15 protein-coding genes and 1 pseudogene are annotated in these 18,251 nt (G+C 41.5%); 13 read left to right on the forward strand and 3 right to left on the reverse strand.

What is annotated here, in order from left to right:
• Positions 1 to 14 precede the first annotated feature (14 nt).
• The 3 genes from WMO43_RS02090 to WMO43_RS02100 are packed head-to-tail and all read left to right on the forward strand — an operon-like array spanning position 15 to position 2,491.
• Entirely contained in the window at positions 15 to 737 is a 723-nt protein-coding gene (locus WMO43_RS02090; RefSeq protein ID WP_353529670.1) for a tyrosine-protein kinase family protein, read from the forward strand.
• Positions 724 to 1,794: a COG1361 family protein gene (locus tag WMO43_RS02095; RefSeq protein WP_353529671.1), complete on the forward strand. Its 1,071-nt coding sequence runs from the start codon at positions 724 to 726 to the stop codon at positions 1,792 to 1,794. Before WMO43_RS02090 ends, WMO43_RS02095 begins: the two co-directional genes overlap by 14 nt.
• Positions 1,787 to 2,491: a YveK family protein gene (locus WMO43_RS02100; RefSeq protein WP_353529672.1), complete on the forward strand. Its 705-nt coding sequence runs from the start codon at positions 1,787 to 1,789 to the stop codon at positions 2,489 to 2,491. The genes WMO43_RS02095 and WMO43_RS02100 overlap by 8 nt, the downstream gene beginning before the upstream one ends.
• Here the strand turns inward: WMO43_RS02100 and WMO43_RS02105 are convergent.
• Entirely contained in the window at positions 2,488 to 3,324 is an 837-nt protein-coding gene (locus tag WMO43_RS02105; RefSeq protein WP_353529673.1) for a metallophosphoesterase, read from the reverse strand. The two genes, WMO43_RS02100 and WMO43_RS02105, sit on opposite strands and share 4 nt — an antisense overlap.
• 68 nt (positions 3,325 to 3,392) lie before the next feature.
• Between WMO43_RS02105 and WMO43_RS02110 the strand changes: the two genes are divergently transcribed.
• Genes WMO43_RS02110 through WMO43_RS02145 form a run of 8 tightly spaced genes read left to right on the forward strand, consistent with a single transcriptional unit; the run spans position 3,393 to position 13,536 of the window.
• On the forward strand, positions 3,393 to 4,463 hold the full coding sequence (locus tag WMO43_RS02110) for a glycosyltransferase (protein WP_353529675.1): 1,071 nt from the start codon (positions 3,393 to 3,395) through the stop codon (positions 4,461 to 4,463).
• Positions 4,460 to 5,446, forward strand: a complete 987-nt coding sequence (locus tag WMO43_RS02115; RefSeq protein WP_353529676.1) for a glycosyltransferase family 2 protein — start codon at positions 4,460 to 4,462, stop codon at positions 5,444 to 5,446. Before WMO43_RS02110 ends, WMO43_RS02115 begins: the two co-directional genes overlap by 4 nt.
• Positions 5,443 to 6,570: a glycosyltransferase family 1 protein gene (locus WMO43_RS02120; protein WP_353529679.1), complete on the forward strand. Its 1,128-nt coding sequence runs from the start codon at positions 5,443 to 5,445 to the stop codon at positions 6,568 to 6,570. Before WMO43_RS02115 ends, WMO43_RS02120 begins: the two co-directional genes overlap by 4 nt.
• A gap of 9 nt (positions 6,571 to 6,579) precedes the next feature.
• Positions 6,580 to 7,638 carry an EpsG family protein gene (locus tag WMO43_RS02125; protein WP_353529680.1) on the forward strand — a complete coding sequence of 353 codons (1,059 nt, stop codon included), beginning with the start codon at positions 6,580 to 6,582 and terminating at the stop codon, positions 7,636 to 7,638.
• Between the two features lie 12 nt (positions 7,639 to 7,650).
• A complete protein-coding gene (locus WMO43_RS02130) occupies positions 7,651 to 9,072 on the forward strand; it encodes a lipopolysaccharide biosynthesis protein (RefSeq protein ID WP_353529681.1) in 1,422 nt (473 codons plus the stop codon).
• A 5-nt stretch (positions 9,073 to 9,077) separates the two neighbouring features.
• The gene (locus WMO43_RS02135) at positions 9,078 to 10,121 is read left to right on the forward strand and encodes an acyltransferase family protein (protein ID WP_353529683.1); all 1,044 of its coding nucleotides are present in this window, start codon (positions 9,078 to 9,080) and stop codon (positions 10,119 to 10,121) included.
• The gene (locus WMO43_RS02140) at positions 10,111 to 11,139 is read left to right on the forward strand and encodes an acyltransferase family protein (protein ID WP_353529685.1); all 1,029 of its coding nucleotides are present in this window, start codon (positions 10,111 to 10,113) and stop codon (positions 11,137 to 11,139) included. The genes WMO43_RS02135 and WMO43_RS02140 overlap by 11 nt, the downstream gene beginning before the upstream one ends.
• A 21-nt stretch (positions 11,140 to 11,160) precedes the next feature.
• Positions 11,161 to 13,536: a hypothetical protein gene (locus WMO43_RS02145; protein ID WP_353529686.1), complete on the forward strand. Its 2,376-nt coding sequence runs from the start codon at positions 11,161 to 11,163 to the stop codon at positions 13,534 to 13,536.
• A 198-nt stretch (positions 13,537 to 13,734) separates the two neighbouring features.
• Here the strand turns inward: WMO43_RS02145 and WMO43_RS02150 are convergent, their stop codons facing one another.
• Positions 13,735 to 14,250, reverse strand: a complete 516-nt coding sequence (locus WMO43_RS02150) for a flavin reductase (protein WP_353529688.1) — start codon at positions 14,248 to 14,250, stop codon at positions 13,735 to 13,737.
• A gap of 426 nt (positions 14,251 to 14,676) precedes the next feature.
• Here WMO43_RS02150 and WMO43_RS02155 point away from each other — a divergent pair, with 426 nt between their 5' ends.
• Positions 14,677 to 15,741 (forward strand): branched-chain amino acid aminotransferase, encoded by a 1,065-nt coding sequence (locus WMO43_RS02155; RefSeq protein ID WP_177963296.1) that lies wholly within the window; start codon positions 14,677 to 14,679, stop codon positions 15,739 to 15,741.
• An 80-nt stretch (positions 15,742 to 15,821) separates the two neighbouring features.
• Positions 15,822 to 16,709, forward strand: a pseudogene (locus WMO43_RS02160) (carboxypeptidase-like regulatory domain-containing protein); the annotation flags it as partial.
• Positions 16,710 to 16,747: 38 nt separating this feature from the next.
• Here WMO43_RS02160 and WMO43_RS02165 read toward each other — a convergent pair.
• The gene (locus tag WMO43_RS02165; RefSeq protein ID WP_353529689.1) at positions 16,748 to 18,244 is read right to left on the reverse strand and encodes a recombinase family protein; all 1,497 of its coding nucleotides are present in this window, start codon (positions 18,242 to 18,244) and stop codon (positions 16,748 to 16,750) included.
• Positions 18,245 to 18,251: the final 7 nt, after the last annotated feature.

The raw sequence follows: 18,251 nt of genomic DNA on the forward strand, positions 1-18,251 counted from the left end.
AGAAGGAGGAAATGATGGGGAAAAAAGAGGTAGAGCTGTATCGCTGTAAGAATCAGCATGTTACAGACGCATATGATAAGGCGGTATTTAATATTTGTCTGCAAAGAGAAAAAAACGGCTATAAATCTTTCCATTTATGCGGATGTGAGCCGGGAGTAGGTACGACCTCCGTGGTAATGGAGCTTGCGATCTCATTATCCTGTGCAGGCTGGAAAACCGTGATCTTAGACGGAGACTTACGAAAAGGAAATAATTACAAACGTCTGAATGCAGATAATAAAAAAGGATTGGCAGATTATGTCCGGGGAGATATTGGAAAAAAAGATATGATATATAAGACGAACTGGCCACTGTTAGACTATATCCCATGTGGAACTATCAACGGAGAGAATCCGCTGCATCTTTTATATGCATCTAAAATGGCAGAAGTCATGGAAATATTAGAAAAGAAATATGACTTTGTACTCATTGATGTACCGTCTGTCAACAGCTCCGTAGATGCAAATATTTTTGCCGTAAAGTCGGATGCAACGATCATGGTTACGGCAATGGACGGTTCTTCTAAAAAATGTTTAGAAGATGCCTATGAGGAACTGATCGCAAACAGTGCAAATGTTGTCGGAGTGATCGAAAATAAGATCAGTATGGAAGAATACAAACGTTATCTGAAGGATTATGACTATTTTGACAAGAAGAAGTTCGTAAAGAACCGAAAGGAGAAATATGAGGCAGATTAAGAAGATCATTGGAGGAATGTTGTGCTGTGTACTGATCACGGGATTGTTTTCTGTGCCGGTTGATGCAAGTAAGAAAAAAGCTGCAACAACAGATACGGAAACAACAGAAACGGATACGACAAAGCAGGATGACAAGGACAAGAAAGAGACAAGCACAACTACAACGCGTGTAACAAGCAGTGCAAAACCAAAAGACGGTGAGATTTCTAAGGTGATCGTTGAGTCCTATGAGATTGAGGGAGATACTTCACCGGGAGATGAGTTTACCATTAAGGTAACGATACAGAATACCAGCAGCCAGTTTGATGCAAAGGATATCGTTGGATTTATGTATTTCCCAAACGGTGGTCTTTATATCCAGAACGGTGAGGCAAATGAGAAGTTCTGTGCCGTTCTTGCACCGGGAGAAACCACGGTATTAGAGTACAAATTAGGCGTGGCAGAGACTTGTTTAGATGACACGGCGTTGATCGAATTAGATATTGACTATTTCAGTAATAATAATGCCAATGTAACGAATGCCAACTTCACACCGGCAATTGTACAGAGCGGTGATCTGTCTATAGATCTCTTGTCTGTAGCAAAAAGTGTGGAAAATGGTACGAAGCTGTTAGTCAGCACCCGGTATGAGAACAAAGGGGAAAAAGACATTAAAAAAGTCATCATGCATGTGACCGGAAGTGTCAAGGGCGGAAAAGCCGATATCAAGTTTGACGAAATTGATGCAGGCAAGGTTCAGACAAAAGAAGGGTTTGTGGAGTTAGAAGGCTCCGGCATGCAGCAGATCAAAGTTTATTTTACCTATGAAGATTCCAAGGGCAACCATTATAAGACGAAAGAGCAGACTTTTAAGGTGGAGATTACCCAGAAGGGTGTCAAAGAGAGCAAGTCAAGGATCAAGAAATTTATTGATGAGATTAGCAATCCATTCTGCTTAACGATGATAGCGGCAGCAGTGGTGTGTCTTTTGATCGTATTGTTATTTGTACTGGATAAGAGCCACAAATCAAAGCTCAGTAAGCGGAAAAAGAGAAGAAAGGAAGATCGTGATGAATAATAAGCGTTTGATAGAAATTGATGTACGCAGATGTTTAAAGGCATTAAAAACACATCTGTCCTGGATCTTTATGTCGGCAATCCTGTTTCTTGCAATCGGAATCGTATTTGCACTTGCCACCGAAGAAAAACAGGATATGTATAAGGCATCTTCGAGTGTGTACTGTATCACAGAGGGCGGGGATTATTCCGCAACTTATGACAGTACTAAGTTGATGATGACCTATGCAGAGATCGGAAAGAGCCAGACGGTCTTAGAGAGAGCCAATCAGATCATGGGTAACCGTTATGAGAGCACACAGGATATTTTAGATTTAGTGGATATTGATTATGACGAGAGTGCAGTGATTGAATCCGCATTGCTCCGTGTGAATGCTGTCGGACCGGATAAAGATGAAGTGGTAGAGGTTGCAAATGCCGTAGCAGAGGCTTTTGTGATCGAGATGTCAAACATTACGGAAAACGGAGATGCAAGAATCTTAGATAAAGCAAAATTTGCAGAAAAAGATGTGAATGCACAGAAGAATATCTTAAAAGTTGTCGGTATCTTTGCCATAGGAGGTGCCGTGCTCATGTGTATTTATCTGGTATTGAGAGAGATTTTCTCAAACAAGTTAGTAACGGTAAAAGACGGAACCCTCTATGGAAAGATCAATATCATTGGTGTCATACCGGATTTTAACAATACGGATGATTAAGGATTTAATTTAATGACCACTAATTCCGGTGGATTGTTAAAACGCGGAATGGAGGCATCTCCAAGTCCACGGCTTGAGATCAGGGTGGCATCACCGATGGTATATTCGCCTCCGGCATATTCCGGGAAGAATGTACCGTCATTTCCAAAAATTCCGCCCCAGATTGGGAGTCGGACAATGCCGCCATGTGCGTGGCCGGAGAGGATCAGATCATAGTGATATGGTGCAATCTCTTTAAAGTTATCACTTCCATGATAAAGAAGAATGTCAAAATCTTTGTCAGAAGCGATCGGAAGGGAGTCGGTCAAGTACTGTGAAAAGTATTGTCTGCCATACAGAGTAATGGACTGACCGCCCTTTTTTAATTTTACCGAATCATTATCCAAGTCAGTGACACCGTATTTTTGAAAGAGAGCTAAAAGCTCCTGATACTGGGTTGCAGCAAGAGAGGTAAGCTCATGATTTCCGGTAACAAAATAAATCGGTGCAAGGTCTTTGATCCCTTTTAAAAGGTCTTCAACACTGCTGATGGAATCGTGGTCTTCATCTACGATATCACCGGTCAGTGCAATCATGTCCGGTTTGGCAGCTTTTATTTTTGAGATCAGTTCTGACTGGTTTTTGCCGAAATTTTTGCAGTGGAGGTCAGAAATCTGTACAATCGTGTAATCGGAAAATGCCGATGGGATTTTTTTATTATGATAATTGTAAGTTGTGACAGTCAAAGGAGCCTGCAGGCCGTGATAAATATAAACGGCAAGACACGCAAGCAGCACAAAAACAATGAGTGATATCATTCTGGATTTTACTTTCGATCTGGATTTTTTACTCATATGAAACCTCCTGAAAACTAGGTGTATCATATCATAGCTATGGTCAAAATACAAGGTGAGGGAAAACAATGAAAAAAAAGATATTATACATAGCAGAGGCCTTTGGCGGCGGTGTATTTACCTATTTTACGGAGCTGGCAAATGCAGTCGCCGAAGAATATGAAGTGCTGATCGCTTATGCGAAAAGAGCAGAGACACCGGAAAATTTTGAACGTTTTTTCCGCCCGGATATCCGTTTTGTGGAGATTTTGCATTTTCAAAGAAGCGTGAATCCCCTGCAAGATTTTAAAGCCATGCAGGAAATCCGTCATTTAGTGCGGGAATATGACCCGGATATCATCCATCTTCATTCCTCTAAGGCAGGTTTTTGCGGAAGAATGGCGATTAACTGTAAAAAACACAGAGTCTATTATACACCGCATGGATATGCTTTTTTAAAACAGGATGATTCTGCCCTCAAAAGAAAGATTTATTTTTTAGCAGAAAAGGTTCTCTCCATGAGCCATGCAAAGGTGATCGGTGTATCTAAAGGAGAATATGAGGAAGCATTAAAACTTACAAAAAATGCAATGTATATCAACAACGGAATTGATATTACAAAGATCCCAAAGAGCGGTAAAAAAGAATTTGACAGGGAACATCCGGTCATCTGTACTTTAGGAAGGATCAGCTTTCCAAAGAATCCATCGATGTTTAACCGGATCGCAGAGTCATTTCCTGAATGGAAATTTATCTGGATCGGGGATGGAGATCTGCGGAGTGAACTGACCGCATCGAATATTGAGATCACCGGCTGGATGGACAGAGAGGAAGCGACAGAACAGCTTGCAAGAGCAGATGTTTTTCTGATCCCATCCCTTTGGGAAGGACTTCCGGTGGCACTGTTAGAGGCAATGTATCAGGAAAAGCTCTGTATTGCCAGCCGTGTCATTGGAAACAGAGATGTGATGATCGATGGGAAAAATGGATTTTTAGCAGACCGTTATGAGGATTATGTACGGATATTAAAGGACGTTTCAAGCGGTAAGATTCCGGTGGAGGAGATACAAAAAAGAGCAAAGCAGGATGTGATAGAGTCCTATAGCACCACGAAGATGTGTGGAGAATATTTGCGTGTTTACAGAGAGGATACGAAATGAGTCAGAGTTTGATCAGTGTAATTGTTCCGGTTTATAACGTCAAAGAATATCTGAATACTTGTGTGGAGAGTATTTTAAACCAGACCCATGAAAATTTAGAGGTTATTTTAGTGGATGACGGGTCTACCGATGGCAGCGGAGAAATCTGCGATTCTTATGCAAAGACCGATACCAGGGTACAGGTGCTGCATACCAAAAACGGCGGACAGGCGGCGGCTAGAAACCGCGGGATCGAGGTCAGCAAAGGAGAATATCTGACGTTTATAGACAGCGATGATTCCATGGAGCCGGAATTGATAGAAACGCTGTATCTTGCACAGAAAAAGAGCGGTGCGAATCTGGTATCCTGCCGCTGGAGAAATGTCTATGAAGATGGCAGGATCGAGAGAAGCAGTGGTCAGACCAGTGGAAGTGTAAACGTCGGCAAAGAGGAAGCCTTAAGGCGGATGCTTTATCAGATCGATACCGATGTCTGTGTCTGGGCAAAGCTGTATCAGAGAGATTTATTTAAGAGTCTGCGTTTTGAAGAGGGAAAAATCTATGAGGACTTTGCCATTATGTTTCCGATATTAGAACAGACCCAAAAGGTTACTTTTTTAGGCTATGACGGTTATTGTTATTTACAGCGGAGTGCCGGAACCATGCGGCAGAGTTTTCACCGAAAAAAAATGGCACTGATCGACTACGCGGAAGTCATGTATCGGCACATCAGTACAGTTTATCCAAAGCTGGCAGAAGCGGCGGCATACCGTGCGGTAAGAGCGGATTTTAACATCTATTTACAGATTCCGAGAACGGCAGAATACAAAGAGGAACGAAAAAGAGTCGAAAACTGCATCAAAAAGTACCGCAAAACCGTGTTAAGAGACCAGTATGCAGGCTTTGGAACCAAGGCACCACTGCTTTGTACCTGGATCAGTTTCGGACTGGTTTACCGGTTAAAGGATATGAAAAAATTAGGAAAGAGGCAGGGACAGATATGAAAAAGAGAATTGCACATATTGCAGGCGGCTTAACAACCGGTGGTGTAGAAGCTGTGATCTATAACTATTTTTCTAAAATAGACCGTAAGGACTATGAGCTGTATTATATTACCTATGATACACCCGATCCGGCGGTAAAAAAGAAATTTGAGGATATCGGATTTCATGTCTATGAGGTAACGAAAAAGAAGGAAAACCTTAAAAAGAGCTGCAAAGAGGTTTATACGATCTTAAAAGAGAACCACATTAATATTGTACATTCCCATATGACCTTAATGTCGTTTGTGACCTCTTTTTTAGGCAAACTCTGTGGAATTAAGGTGCGGATCGCTCATTCCCATTTAGCGTTATACCCGACAGGGATCAAGAAGCCGGTCTATGCATTTTTTAAGTTCTGCACCAGAGTGACTTCTACCGATTATATGGCATGCGGAAAAAAAGCAGGAGAATATCTCTACGGTAAGGCAAATATGAAAAACGGCAGAGTACGGATCATGAATAATGCCATTGATACTGAAAAATATGCATACAACGAAGAGCTACGGAATAAGAAACGCGAGGAGCTTCAGATCGGTGACCGTTTTTGTATCGGACATGTCGGCAGATTTGCAGAGCAGAAAAATCATGCATATTTAATTGACATTTTTTATGAGGTTCATAAAAAGAAAGAGGATGCGGTTCTGCTTTTAGTCGGTGACGGGCCGTTACAGGAAGATGTAAAAGCCAGGGTACATCAGTATGGCTTAGACGATGCGGTTATTTTTGCAGGCTCAAGGGATGATGTGGGAGAACTGTATCAGGCAATGGATTTATTTGTACTTCCGTCTTTATTCGAAGGACTTGCACTGGTATTAGTTGAGACACAATGTGCCGGATTGAGGATTCTGGTATCGGATGCCGTAACAGATGAGATCAAGATGACAGACCGCATGGAATATCTTCCATTGCATGATAAAAAGGTATGGGTCAATAAGATCCTTTCTATGACAGAAGAGATCAAAGAAGAAAATCTTGCATTACGGAGCAGGGGAAGAGAAGAAGTAGCGAAAAGCGGTTATGATATTATGACCGAAGCAAAGAAGCTGGACCGGTTTTATGAAAAGAGACTGGAAGGACGGCGTTAGGAGAAGGATATGGCAGTTTACATCATTATGACAATTATATCGATGCTGTTTGCCGGCTATGCACAGAATGTTAAGGAAGTGGAAAGTCTGGATTCCACCTACCGGATCCTCGGTGTGATGGCATTTTTACCATTTGCTGTTGTGTCGTCACTCCGTTATCAGGTCGGAACAGACTGGCCGATCTATAATGATTATTTTCATTCAATCCCGGCAGGAGGCAAGAAATTTACGGAACCGTTGTTCAATCTGTTAAACCGTTTTCTGTATCATTTTACACAGAATTCATACATCTTGTTTGCCGTGGTAGCGGTACTTTTGCTGAGTTTTATGTTTTTGACCATTTTTCAGCAGTCAGAATATCTTCCGCTTAGTATTTTGATCTTTGTTGTCAGTGGAGATTTTTTTAACTCACAGAACCAGATCCGCCAGATGCTCGCCACGGCAATCCTGTTGTATGCTTTAAAATATGTCTATGACAGAAACTGGAAACATTATTTTCTGCTGCTGATTATCGCAGCGGGGATTCATATCAGTGCATTGCTGTTTGTACCGGTATATTTTATCTATGGAAAAAGGGTCAATATCAAAAAGCAGATCATTGCCTACCTGATCCTTGGCATATCGGTGCCGATTTTAGGAAAACTGGTACTGCGTCTGATCTCTAAGACAAAGTACGGATGGTATATCGGTTCTATGTATGATACGAATAACTTCTATCTGATCGGATTTGTGTTTACACTCTTTTTCTTAGCGATTTTTTATTACTATGTATATTGTAATCCGGAGCATGATGTAAAGTATGAGTTTTATGTAAACCTTTACTATTTAGCGGCGGTAACGGTCCTGTTTTCTTCCGTAGTGCCGCAGGCAGATCGTCTGATGAAGCTGTTTGCATCTATTACCTGTTTAGCAGTTCCAAAGCTGGTATTCAGGGAAGAGGACCGCAATAAAAGGATTCTTTTGTATATGTTAGTAGTAGGGGCGTTTACGGTGAAATTAGTTTATGATGTGTACAGAAACGGCTGGTATGATGCAGTACCGTATCAGACGATTTTTTCGACGCTGTAAGGAAATAGAATTATGAATCAGAAATTTCGCAATTTTTTAAAAAATTTCATGCATGCACTATCCGCGAATGTCATCCGTCTGATGATCTCCGTGGTGATGACACTGGTACTTCCAAGGATTTTAGGAGTAGAGGAATACAGCTACTGGCAGTTATATCTGTTTTATGTGACGTATACGGCATATTCATCGATCGGCTGGTGTGAGGGCACTTATCTAAAATATGGTGGAATGGAATATGCCAAGTTAGACCGCAGCCGTATGGCAGGACAGTTCTGGGCATTGGCAGTCTTTCAGTTGATCTTCTGTACAGTTTTTGGTACGGCAGCTCATTTTTTGATCGACAATCCATATAAAAGTACGATCCTGATGCTGGCACTGGTATCTTCGATGTTTGATATCCTGCGTTATCTGCTGCAGAATATCCTTCAGACAACCGGACGAATCAAGGATTTTGCAAGGATCATGACTTTAGAAAGAATGTTGTTCTTTGTATTATCCGTTGGAGCATTGTTGTTAGGTTTCCGTAATTTTTATGTTCTGATCTTTATGGAGATCACAGGCAGGATTCTGTCCATGTGCTACGCGATGTATGTGTGCAGGGAGATCGTCTTTGCAAAATTAGACAGTTTTCATGAGATTACAAAGGAATCAAAAGAGATTATCGGCATCGGCTATAAACTGTTAGCCGCTTCCTTTGCAAGTCAGCTGATCATAGGAATTGTCCGTTTTGCGATCGAGCAGAAGTGGGGAACGATCGTATTTGGAAAGGTTTCACTGACACTTAGCCTTTCGAACATGGTCATTACCTGTATCGGTGCGGTCAGTGTGGTACTGTTTCCGATGTTGAAAAAAATGAAGGAAGAGACCTTAGAGGAATTGTTTTTGACCATGCGAACGGTTCTGACCGTTCCGGTTTTAGCAGTGCTGATCTTTTACACACCGATGCGTTGGATCTTAGAGCTTTGGCTGCCACAATATCATGACAGCCTGCACTATCTCGCAGTGCTGTTCCCGATCTGTGTCTATGAGACACGTTCCGTTGCCCTGATCGACACCTATCTGAAGGCTTATCGGAAAGAAAAACTGATCCTTTTTAACAGTCTTGTGACGGTAGGTATCAGTGCATTGCTGTCCTGGATCACGGTATTTTTAATGGGAAGTCTGGATGCGGCAGTGATCAGCATTGTACTTTTGATGATGTTTAAAAATATTTTTTCCGAGAAAATGTTACTTCGAAGCAGCCTTCCTGTCAAAGTCTGGAAGGACAATATTTTAGAGGTTGCATTGACCGGGATTTTTATTCTGGTGAACTGGAAGATTGGTGGCATTACTGCAATGCTGCTTTATACAGCGGCATATATCATCTATGTGTTACTGAAATCAAAAGATATTAAGCGGGAAATGAAAAATCTGAAAAAAATTGCAAGAGGATAACAGTTATGGCAAATGAGAAGAGAAATGCATCCATTGATATAACAAAATTTATACTGGCACTGATCGTTGTAATGCTGCACAGTGCAACGGAATGTCTTGGAACAGAGCATATGGCAGTCCGGGTGATCGAATACAGTGGACGTTTCGTTGTACAGTTCTTTCTGATGGTTTCCGGATATTATTTTACGAAAATGTTAGTGGAAAAGGGAACCGGTTTTTTGAGATTTTTCGTGCGGATGATGAAGATTTATCTGCTTTGGTCAGCCGTTTACATTTCTCTTAGTTTTGCAGTGAATGTTCTGTTAAATGGAGAGAATGCAGGCGAGGCAGTGCTTGGCTATGTAAAGAATTTTTTCTTTGTCGGAAGCTACTGGCATCTGTGGTATATGGTCGGATTGATCTATGCACTCTGTCTGACGGCACTATTTTATAAGATTGCAAAAGAGCGGGGCTTACAGATCTTACTGGGGATCAGTATCGTATTTTTTGTATTCGGAGCACTCTGCTATGCCTATACGCCGCTTATGGAGCGGATCACATGGCTTAGACCGTATCTGGATGCTTCCTGGTTTTCCTCGTTTTCAGAGATCCTGTGTCTTGGAATCCCATGTTTTATCTGGGGATATGCAGTGGTTTTATTCCAACAGAAAAATGCAATGAACCCGAAAAGGGATGGCAGATTACTGATCCTTTCGTTGATCTTATATACGGTAGAATTCTGGAGTATCGTAGGTCTGACCGGAAATACACATATACGAAGCTTACTCAGCACATATTTTGTTACATTTTTCCTGATGCTGGTATTATTAGAGCATCCGGCAAGTACATGGGAAAAACAGGGACTCTTGTGTAAGGACTATTCCACCTATCTGTATTTAGCCCATCCGCTTTTTATTGCGATCTTATCTGCCGGACAGGATATGATCGGCATTCAGCAGCCAGCAGCACTGTATGTTTTAGAAGTACTGGCGTTCACATTGTTCAGCAGAGTGGTGCTGCAGTGGTGCAGACAATTCAGGGTAAGGAGAAGGGGTACGAATGAAAAATAGAAATGTATCGGTAGATTTATTCCGCTTTTTGGCGGCACTTAGTATTATGTTTTTGCATACCTGCTGGGGACTGGATGACAGCCTCTTAGATGCCTATCCGATCATTGGGATTGTCATTGGACGATATCCGGTCATTTTATTCTTTACGATATCGGGATATTATTGTTTTTTGCAGATTTCAAAGGGACGCAATGCAGCAAAGACACAGATACGCAGTCTTTTGAAGGTTTACTGTGTCTGGACGGTGGTCTATTATCTGATGAGTTTTGTCTTGAATGTAGCAGCAGGACATGAGCCTGTTGGAAAATTCTTCGCGGAGAGAGTGCTGTACTTTTTTACCGAGGGCAGTTATCCGCACCTTTGGTATGTGGTTTCTTTGATCTATGTTATGATACTCATCTGTCTGGTATATGAATTATGCGGTGAGAAGGGAATCCGGATTTTGGCTGCGGTATCGATGATCCTGTTTATGATCGGTGTCCTTGGAACATCGTATCTGCCGCTTGGAGAACAGATTCCGGTGTTGGGAGATTTTTACGGATGGAAATATTATTTTGTATTCCGCAACATTTTCTGTTTAGGGCTACCGGGAGTGATGTTCGGTTATTATATTGTAAGACTTTTGCCTGTAATAGAAAAAAGACCAAAGCTGGCAGAAACAGGATTTTTTATCACGTCCGTTTTAGGTATGATAGAAGGAATGCTTGTCATTCAAAAGGGATGGATCTCTGATTTTCCGAGTATGTTTTTGATGCCGTTTGTACTGATCTTTGGAATGTCCTGTCTGATCAGACATCCGTTAGGGCAGTTAGAAAGTCATGCGGTATTTTTAAAAAGGATGTCGTCGTATATTTATTTTGTACATCCGGCGGTGATCGCAGTGCTCGGATTTTTACTACAGGTGACAGGTGTGCACCTTTCTTATTGGATGGATTATATCATTGTTGCGGGGCTGGTGTTATGCTCCGGAATCATTTTGATGAAGATAAAAAGACCGTGGACAAAGCTGTTTATTTAGAAGAAAGTGGTGAGAAAGAAGATGAAAAAAGCGATCAGGATCTGGGGAGGTCTGCTGTGTGCCGTTGTTTTATTCGTGGCAACAGTCGGATGTACCAACGGCATGAAGGGAAAAAAGGAGTCCTATCTGTATCAGTTTGAAGGATATGACTATCAGTATGCCATTACGAAAGACCAGCAGGAGAAAGTGTTTCGGATGACGCCTGCAAAACGGACGGTCGAGGTATTAAATGGAGTCGGAAAATATACGATTTTAGGCGAAAAGGACAAACCGCTGTATACAACGGAAAAGATGAAGGATTATACGGTGGATGAGTCGGGGAAAAATCCGGTTGTTACGGTGCATTATGCCTTATCGGATAATGCCGGGGATGTGACTGCGATTTATACGCTCTATAAAGAGTACATGGATGTTGAGATTTCTTTAGAAAACTACAGTGGAAAAGATGCTGCTTCGGCATACTATGTCAGGGAATTCACAAAGAAATATCAGAAGGTGGAAAAGCGGAGTGTCGGAACGTGGAAATTCCCGGAAAACGATGATTTTCCATATCAGACCTTTGACAGTCTTGCCTGGATCCACAGATTTAAAGATGGTGGAAGTATGTATACATTCTATGAAGGCGAGGAGGCACAGCCCAAGAATTATTTAGAGGCTTACCCGGAGCATGCAATCCCGCTTACGATGTCTGAGGATCAAAAACCACAGGAAAAGCTGCATTTTGCACTGGTATTCTCTCCTGAAAAGGACATAAAAGCAGCCGATAACCATGCGTTGTTTGCAAAAAAGAATTTAGATACGGCACTTTCTTTTAATTGTACGACGAAAGGAACCGGCAGTGCTACGCTTTATACGCAAAAAGATCTGAGTTTTTTAATGGAAGTGGAAAATCTGACGGATCAGAAGAAAGACGCAGAAGTGTCCTGTCAGATTTATGGATATGACGGAAGTACCTGTTTAGAAAAGACGGAGAAGTTCTCTGTGAAAAAACAGGGAAATGCACAGAAGAAAATTTCTTTTAAAGCACCTTCCTATGGGATTTATTATGCGATCCTGACGATGCAGTCAGGAAAGGATACCTACAAAGAGGTGTATCCGTTTGCCGTTTTAAAAAAGCATACTTATCAATATACAAAGAGCAGTCCGTTCGGCATCAGCGGTGTTCATTTTGGACAGTATCAGCCGAATGAAGATACGATCTCTATTTTACAGGAGCTAGGTGCAGCGAATGTGCGTGTCGGACTCGGCATTCCGGAATATGCGGAAAAGGATACAAAACTTTTAAAGAAAAATCTTGCCAGCCTGAAAAAGAGCGGTATCCGTATCAATGGTCAGTATCTGCTTTTAGACGACTGGTCGGAACCGCTCGACCCGAAGGTCTATGAACAGGCAATCCGAAGTGTGTTAGATGACGTTGGAGATTTACTCGATGGCTGTGAGGCGGGAAATGAGCCGAATCTCTATGCAACTTATTATGGTTATTCCAAAGAAGACTATATGGCATATTATTATGAGGTAAATTATACAGGAGCGTATCCGGCGATTAAGGATGCAGGACTGAAGTATTTAGGAGCCGGTGTTTACCAGGGTGAATCCATCTGGTTAGAAGGTCTCGATTACTATGGCATTATGGACAAACAGGATGTGTTAGTAACACATGGCTATGCATTTCCATATTCCCCGGATCTGACGAAAGACCCACAGGTAGAGCTGAGTTTTGAAAGCAGTCTGGTAAGAACCCGTCAGTTCTTAGATAAGACCGGAGACAAGACATGGTATTTAAATGAGTGTGGACTGCCAACGACTCCGGAGCAGACAGAGGGGATTTCCAGTGGTGTGGATCTGCGGACACAGGCAGACTACATGGCAAGAGAGCTGTTGTTAGCGTTATCTTATGGTGTCGATGAGATAGAGGTCTATTCAATGTTTGACCAGCAGAATCTCTATCATGCCATTATGCCGGCAGAGTATGAGAACAATTTTGGCTTGTTTTATCAGCAGGATTACAGTGGAAGAATTTTTCCAAAGCCATCTGCCGCAGCCTATGCAAATATTACTAGAATTTTAGAATCAGTGGAAAGCTGTGAGGAAATCTCCACCGGTTCCGATACGGTGCGGGCATTCCGATGTGGCTTAAAAAAAGAGAATGAAGAGATGCTGGGTCTGTGGAGTACCAAAGAACGACTGAGCAACGACAGTAACGAGAATATTGTAAGGACACCAAATCTTCCATGGGTTAATCAATGGAAGGAAAAGGAGACGGTAACAATTTCCGTAGAAGCGAAGTCTGCAAAAGTCTATGACTTGATGGGAAATTCCTATAAGATTCCGGTTACGGATGGAAAGATTGAGGTGGAAGCAACCGGTTCTCCGATGTTTGTGAAGTTGGAGAAGTAGGGACTATAGGCGAACGCCAAAGAATAAAAGATTAACAAAGGAAAAAAATCCCCCATAAGCAGATTTGGGTTATTTACCGTATCTGTTTATGGGGGATCCTATTGTAAGTCCACATCCTTGTGCGGCTTATTGTTTTAATATCATATCTGATATCATTTTTAATGCTATCTTATTGATCACACATCAAAAATGTTCTTTTTAGCGGGCAAGGATGTCTGTGATCTCACCAATATACATGGTGTGATAGTCATCCAGATTTGCCTTGGAGTACCATTTTTCATCAATGTCCATGTCGATAAACATATCTTTGGTGATTGGAACAGCCGCCATTTTTTTACAGATAAATGCAAGATTTCCTTCATCAACAAAAGGAACATCATTGTGATAATTCAAATTTAAGCCGGAAGTCTTGAATTTGTCTTCCTGTCTGCCTGAAACAGCACCAAAGTATTTTAAATCGTTTTTGTACTTCTTATCAAAGAAAGTCATGGAAAATGTCTCTCCATTGTCGATGAATTCTTTGGTGTAGCGGGATTTACGGATAAAGATAAATGCAACGTTTTTGCCCCAGAGAAAACCGAGTCCGCCCCAGCTTGCTGTCAGTGCATTTGCTTTTTCTCTGTTTCCGGAAGTGATCAGCATCCATTCGGAGCCGATTTTTGTAAATGGGTCAATCTCGAACATATCGGAAGGATAAGTCTGAAATGTATGCATAAAGATACCTCTCTTTCAAAAAATATTCATTCGCGGTGCAATGTGTTGAGTAATGCACGGGCATTCGCCCTATCATCCAACAAAAATGTAACCGACTTTGTGCAAGCACAAGTCTGCTACATTTTTATTAGATGGCACTGCTCATTGCTTACGCTCATCACTTCGTGAGTGGACTCACTCAGTAATTTCGTCGCTCGTCAATCATGCGAGCATGTTGACTCGCTTGCACTCATTATATCATATGTATCAGGGGCATGTCAGTAAGAAAAGAAAAGTGAGATATAAATAAAAAGCATAAAAAGGGCATAAACTATAAATGAAAGTTATATTCTACATAAGCCATCGGAATAATCTTGACACCATTCAAAAAAAGTATAATAATTGACAACAGATATAGAATTAATACGTTAGGATGGAGGCTTATTTATGGAAATAAGAATGGAAAAATGTAAGGAATTAAAGCAGAAACCGGATCAGAAGCATTTAGGCTTCGGCAAATATATGACGGATTATATGTTTGTCATGGACTGGACAAAAGATGAGGGCTGGAAGGATGCAAGAATTGTACCATATGCACCGATCACTTTAGAACCGGCATGTGTAACACTTCATTATGCACAGGAAACTTTTGAAGGTATGAAAGCATACCGCACGGCAGAAGGAAAAATCCAGTTATTCCGCCCGGAGATGAATGCAAAGAGAATGATCAACTCCAATGCAAGACTTTGCATGCCGGAAGTGCCGGAAGATATGTTTGTAGAAGCAGTAAAAGCATTAGTAAAAGTAGAAGAGGACTGGGTACCGTCAGAGCCGGAAACTTCTTTATATATCAGACCATTTATGTTTGCAACAGAAAGTGCTCTTGGAGTGCATATGGCAACTGCATACAAATTCATGGTCATCTGCTGTCCGGTAGGAGCTTATTATGCAGAGGGTATCAACCCGGTTAAGATTTTAGTAGAGGATGAGCTGGTCCGTGCCGTAAAAGGTGGAACAGGATTTACAAAATGCGGTGGTAACTACGCTGGTTCTATTTTAGGACAGGTAAAAGCAGAAAAAATGGGATATTCCCAGGTGCTTTGGTTAGACGGCGAGCATCGTAAATATGTAGAGGAAGTCGGAACCATGAACATCATGTTTAAAATTGACGGCGAAATCTATACAGCACCAATCGAGGGAACTGTTCTTCCGGGTGTGACCAGAGATTCCATGATCCATATTTTAAGAGACTGGGGTTACAAAGTAAATGAGACAAGATTATCCATCGATGATCTAATGAAAGCCGGACATGACGGAAAATTAGAGGAAGTATTCGGAACCGGTACGGCAGCCGTAATTTCTCCTGTTGGTGAGTTACGTTATAAAGATGATGTGATTACCATCAATGACTTTAAGATCGGTGAATTAACCCAGAAATTATACGATACACTGACCGGAATCCAGTGGGGCAAACTGGAAGATAAGTACGGATGGACAGTAGAAGTAAAGTAGGATCCGTTTGACCATAAGTCAGTGACACATTTTTGATTTTTCCTGCATAAAATATTTTGAAGAAAAATATGAGGTTTTCTATGGCAGGAAGCAAAATCAGAGTCATGCAGACCGAAGGCGTGGACAGAGGAAAACTACAGGTAAATGTAACAGGAAGCAGGAGGCACAGACCGATTCCAAATGCCCGGATCCAGTTGTCCTATACAGCAGACCCGGAGACGGAGTTAGAGGAATTAGATACAAATGAGTCAGGGCAGACGGAACAGGTAACCCTCCCAACCCCTCCCTTAGAATATAGTATGCAGCCGGGAGAGCAGCAGCCATATGCAGAGTATACGATCCAGGTAACTGCAAGGGGTTATCATCCGGTCAATGTTTCCGGTATCAATGTGTTTGCAGATGAGACCGCAATCCAGGAAGTTGAGTTAGAACCAACCGGAGAAATTGAGGAAGAACAGGAAAACATTGTGATTCCGGCAAATACACTGTTTGGAGATTATCCGCCGAAAATTGCAGAAGCAGAAGTAAAACCGGTAGCAGAAACCGGAGAGATCGTACTTAATCGCGTAGTCATTCCGGAGTATGTGATCGTGCATGATGGAGCACCAACGGATTCTACAGCAAAGAATTATTATGTACGTTACAGAGATTATATTAAAAACGTTGCATCCAGTGAAGTTTATTCCACATGGCCGGACGCAACACTGCGGGCGAATATTTTAGCGATCATGTCCTTTACATTGAACCGTGTCTATACGGAATGGTATCGGAATAAAGGCTATGATTTTACCATTACATCGTCAACGGCATTTGACCATAAATGGGTATTTGGACGGAATATTTTTTCTAATATTTCAAGGATTGTCGATGAGATGTTTGTGAACTATCTATCGAGACCAAATGTAAGACAGCCGATCTTAACGCAGTATTGTGACGGTGACAGGGTCTCTTGCCCGAACTGGATGACCTTTTGTCATTTGCGTACCAACTTTAAAAAGCCTGCTGTTTATGGGCAGTTTGCGAGATAAAAGAAGATATTCACGGAACCGGTAGCACGGTCAAATACGATTTTTTCAATAATGCTTCTGGCGGCTTTGTTCTTTTCTTCCATGCCAATATCAGGATTGGTTATAACCTCATATACATTTTTGATACGGTCCATCATAATAGGTTTTGCTTCCTCCGGGGAAAGAGCAGGTTCTTCGATATGCTCTATTTTTTTCAAAAGCATTTCTTTTTCAGTCTGAATAATGGATTTGTTCTCTTTGTATTCTTCTAATGTGTCAATTCCATCCCGATATGCTCGTTTAATGCGCACCTCTTTTTTTTCAATCTCATTTAATCTGGTCAAAAGCTGCTGCTTTTGGGAAGAGTCCAACGTAGTCGGATTTAAAACATCAAAATGGATCTTACCGCTGGTCATAGCATCTTCTAAAGAGTGCATGATAACCGGCTCTAATTTTATTGCAGAGATGGATTGATTCGTATTACAAATTCCTTTTTGATATCCATAACATTGAAAATTAATATACATACGGTCCTTATTCTTAGAGGCGGTTCGTTTTACCACAAGTGTGCGTCCACAGGAAGAACACTTTAAGAGACTTGAAAGCCAATGATGACATACAGAAGTAGGCTTGCGGTAGGCAGGCTTATAGGTACTTTCTATTCTTTTTTGAGCTTTGTCAAATTGTTCTTTGGAAATAATAGGTTCATGTTTTCCATCTGCAATAATCCATTCAGACTTATCACGGAGTTTATGATCCTGATCATGTTGATTCCAAATAGTTTTTCCAATATAAGTAGGATTTTTTAAAATATAAGTAACGCTGCGTCTTTGAAACGGCTTTTTGTGCCCAGTCTGGTATCCATGTTCATTTAAATACCGGACGATTTCAAAAATCCCCATTTTTTTCTCGGTATATAAGTCAAAGATCAGTTGAATGAGTTCTGCTTCTTCCGGAACGATCACGGGAGTCTGACGATAGCCGGGAATGCGATAGCCTAGAGGCGGTCTTGCCTGATAATTTCCACGCATTGCATTTTCAGCCATACCACGAGATACTTCACCGGAAAGCCGGATAGAATAATACTCGTCCATCCATTCTATGATACGCTCGATCAAAGAACCAAATGGATCATCACTTATCGGCTCTGATACGGAAATGACATCGACATTTTCACGTTTCAACATGGATTTGTATACGATAGATTCTTCCTGATTTCTGGCAAAACGGCTGTACTTCCAAACGAGGATAACATCAAAAGGATGTTCCTTTGATTTGGCTTCAGCGATCATATTATTAAACTGTGGACGCTGTCTTGCACTTCTGCCGCTGATCCCGCTATCGATATAAATGTGTTCCTTTAATACAATGATGTTATGAGCTTCTGCATATTCCATAAGCAGGCGTTTTTGAGCATCCGGTGAAAGCTCTTCCTGCAAGTGCGTGGATACGCGGATATATAAAGCTCCATTTTTTACTGGTTGGATATTTGCCATAACGTGC

This window comes from Maccoyibacter intestinihominis, assembly GCF_040096355.1.
Taxonomy (GTDB): Bacteria; Bacillota; Clostridia; order Lachnospirales; family Lachnospiraceae; genus Maccoyibacter; species Maccoyibacter intestinihominis.

What these genes read in the sequence shown, in the direction of transcription:
- WMO43_RS02090 (WP_353529670.1), top strand. Translation starts at nt 15, where the DNA reads ATGGGGAAAAAAGAGGTAGAGCTGTATCGCTGTAAGAATCAGCATGTT.
- WMO43_RS02095 (WP_353529671.1), top strand. Translation starts at nt 724, where the DNA reads ATGAGGCAGATTAAGAAGATCATTGGAGGAATGTTGTGCTGTGTACTG.
- WMO43_RS02100 (WP_353529672.1), top strand. Translation starts at nt 1,787, where the DNA reads ATGAATAATAAGCGTTTGATAGAAATTGATGTACGCAGATGTTTAAAG.
- WMO43_RS02105 (WP_353529673.1), bottom strand. Translation starts at nt 3,324, where the DNA reads ATGAGTAAAAAATCCAGATCGAAAGTAAAATCCAGAATGATATCACTC.
- WMO43_RS02110 (WP_353529675.1), top strand. Translation starts at nt 3,393, where the DNA reads ATGAAAAAAAAGATATTATACATAGCAGAGGCCTTTGGCGGCGGTGTA.
- WMO43_RS02115 (WP_353529676.1), top strand. Translation starts at nt 4,460, where the DNA reads ATGAGTCAGAGTTTGATCAGTGTAATTGTTCCGGTTTATAACGTCAAA.
- WMO43_RS02120 (WP_353529679.1), top strand. Translation starts at nt 5,443, where the DNA reads ATGAAAAAGAGAATTGCACATATTGCAGGCGGCTTAACAACCGGTGGT.
- WMO43_RS02125 (WP_353529680.1), top strand. Translation starts at nt 6,580, where the DNA reads ATGGCAGTTTACATCATTATGACAATTATATCGATGCTGTTTGCCGGC.
- WMO43_RS02130 (WP_353529681.1), top strand. Translation starts at nt 7,651, where the DNA reads ATGAATCAGAAATTTCGCAATTTTTTAAAAAATTTCATGCATGCACTA.
- WMO43_RS02135 (WP_353529683.1), top strand. Translation starts at nt 9,078, where the DNA reads ATGGCAAATGAGAAGAGAAATGCATCCATTGATATAACAAAATTTATA.
- WMO43_RS02140 (WP_353529685.1), top strand. Translation starts at nt 10,111, where the DNA reads ATGAAAAATAGAAATGTATCGGTAGATTTATTCCGCTTTTTGGCGGCA.
- WMO43_RS02145 (WP_353529686.1), top strand. Translation starts at nt 11,161, where the DNA reads ATGAAAAAAGCGATCAGGATCTGGGGAGGTCTGCTGTGTGCCGTTGTT.
- WMO43_RS02150 (WP_353529688.1), bottom strand. Translation starts at nt 14,250, where the DNA reads ATGCATACATTTCAGACTTATCCTTCCGATATGTTCGAGATTGACCCA.
- WMO43_RS02155 (WP_177963296.1), top strand. Translation starts at nt 14,677, where the DNA reads ATGGAAATAAGAATGGAAAAATGTAAGGAATTAAAGCAGAAACCGGAT.
- WMO43_RS02165 (WP_353529689.1), bottom strand. Translation starts at nt 18,244, where the DNA reads ATGGCAAATATCCAACCAGTAAAAAATGGAGCTTTATATATCCGCGTA.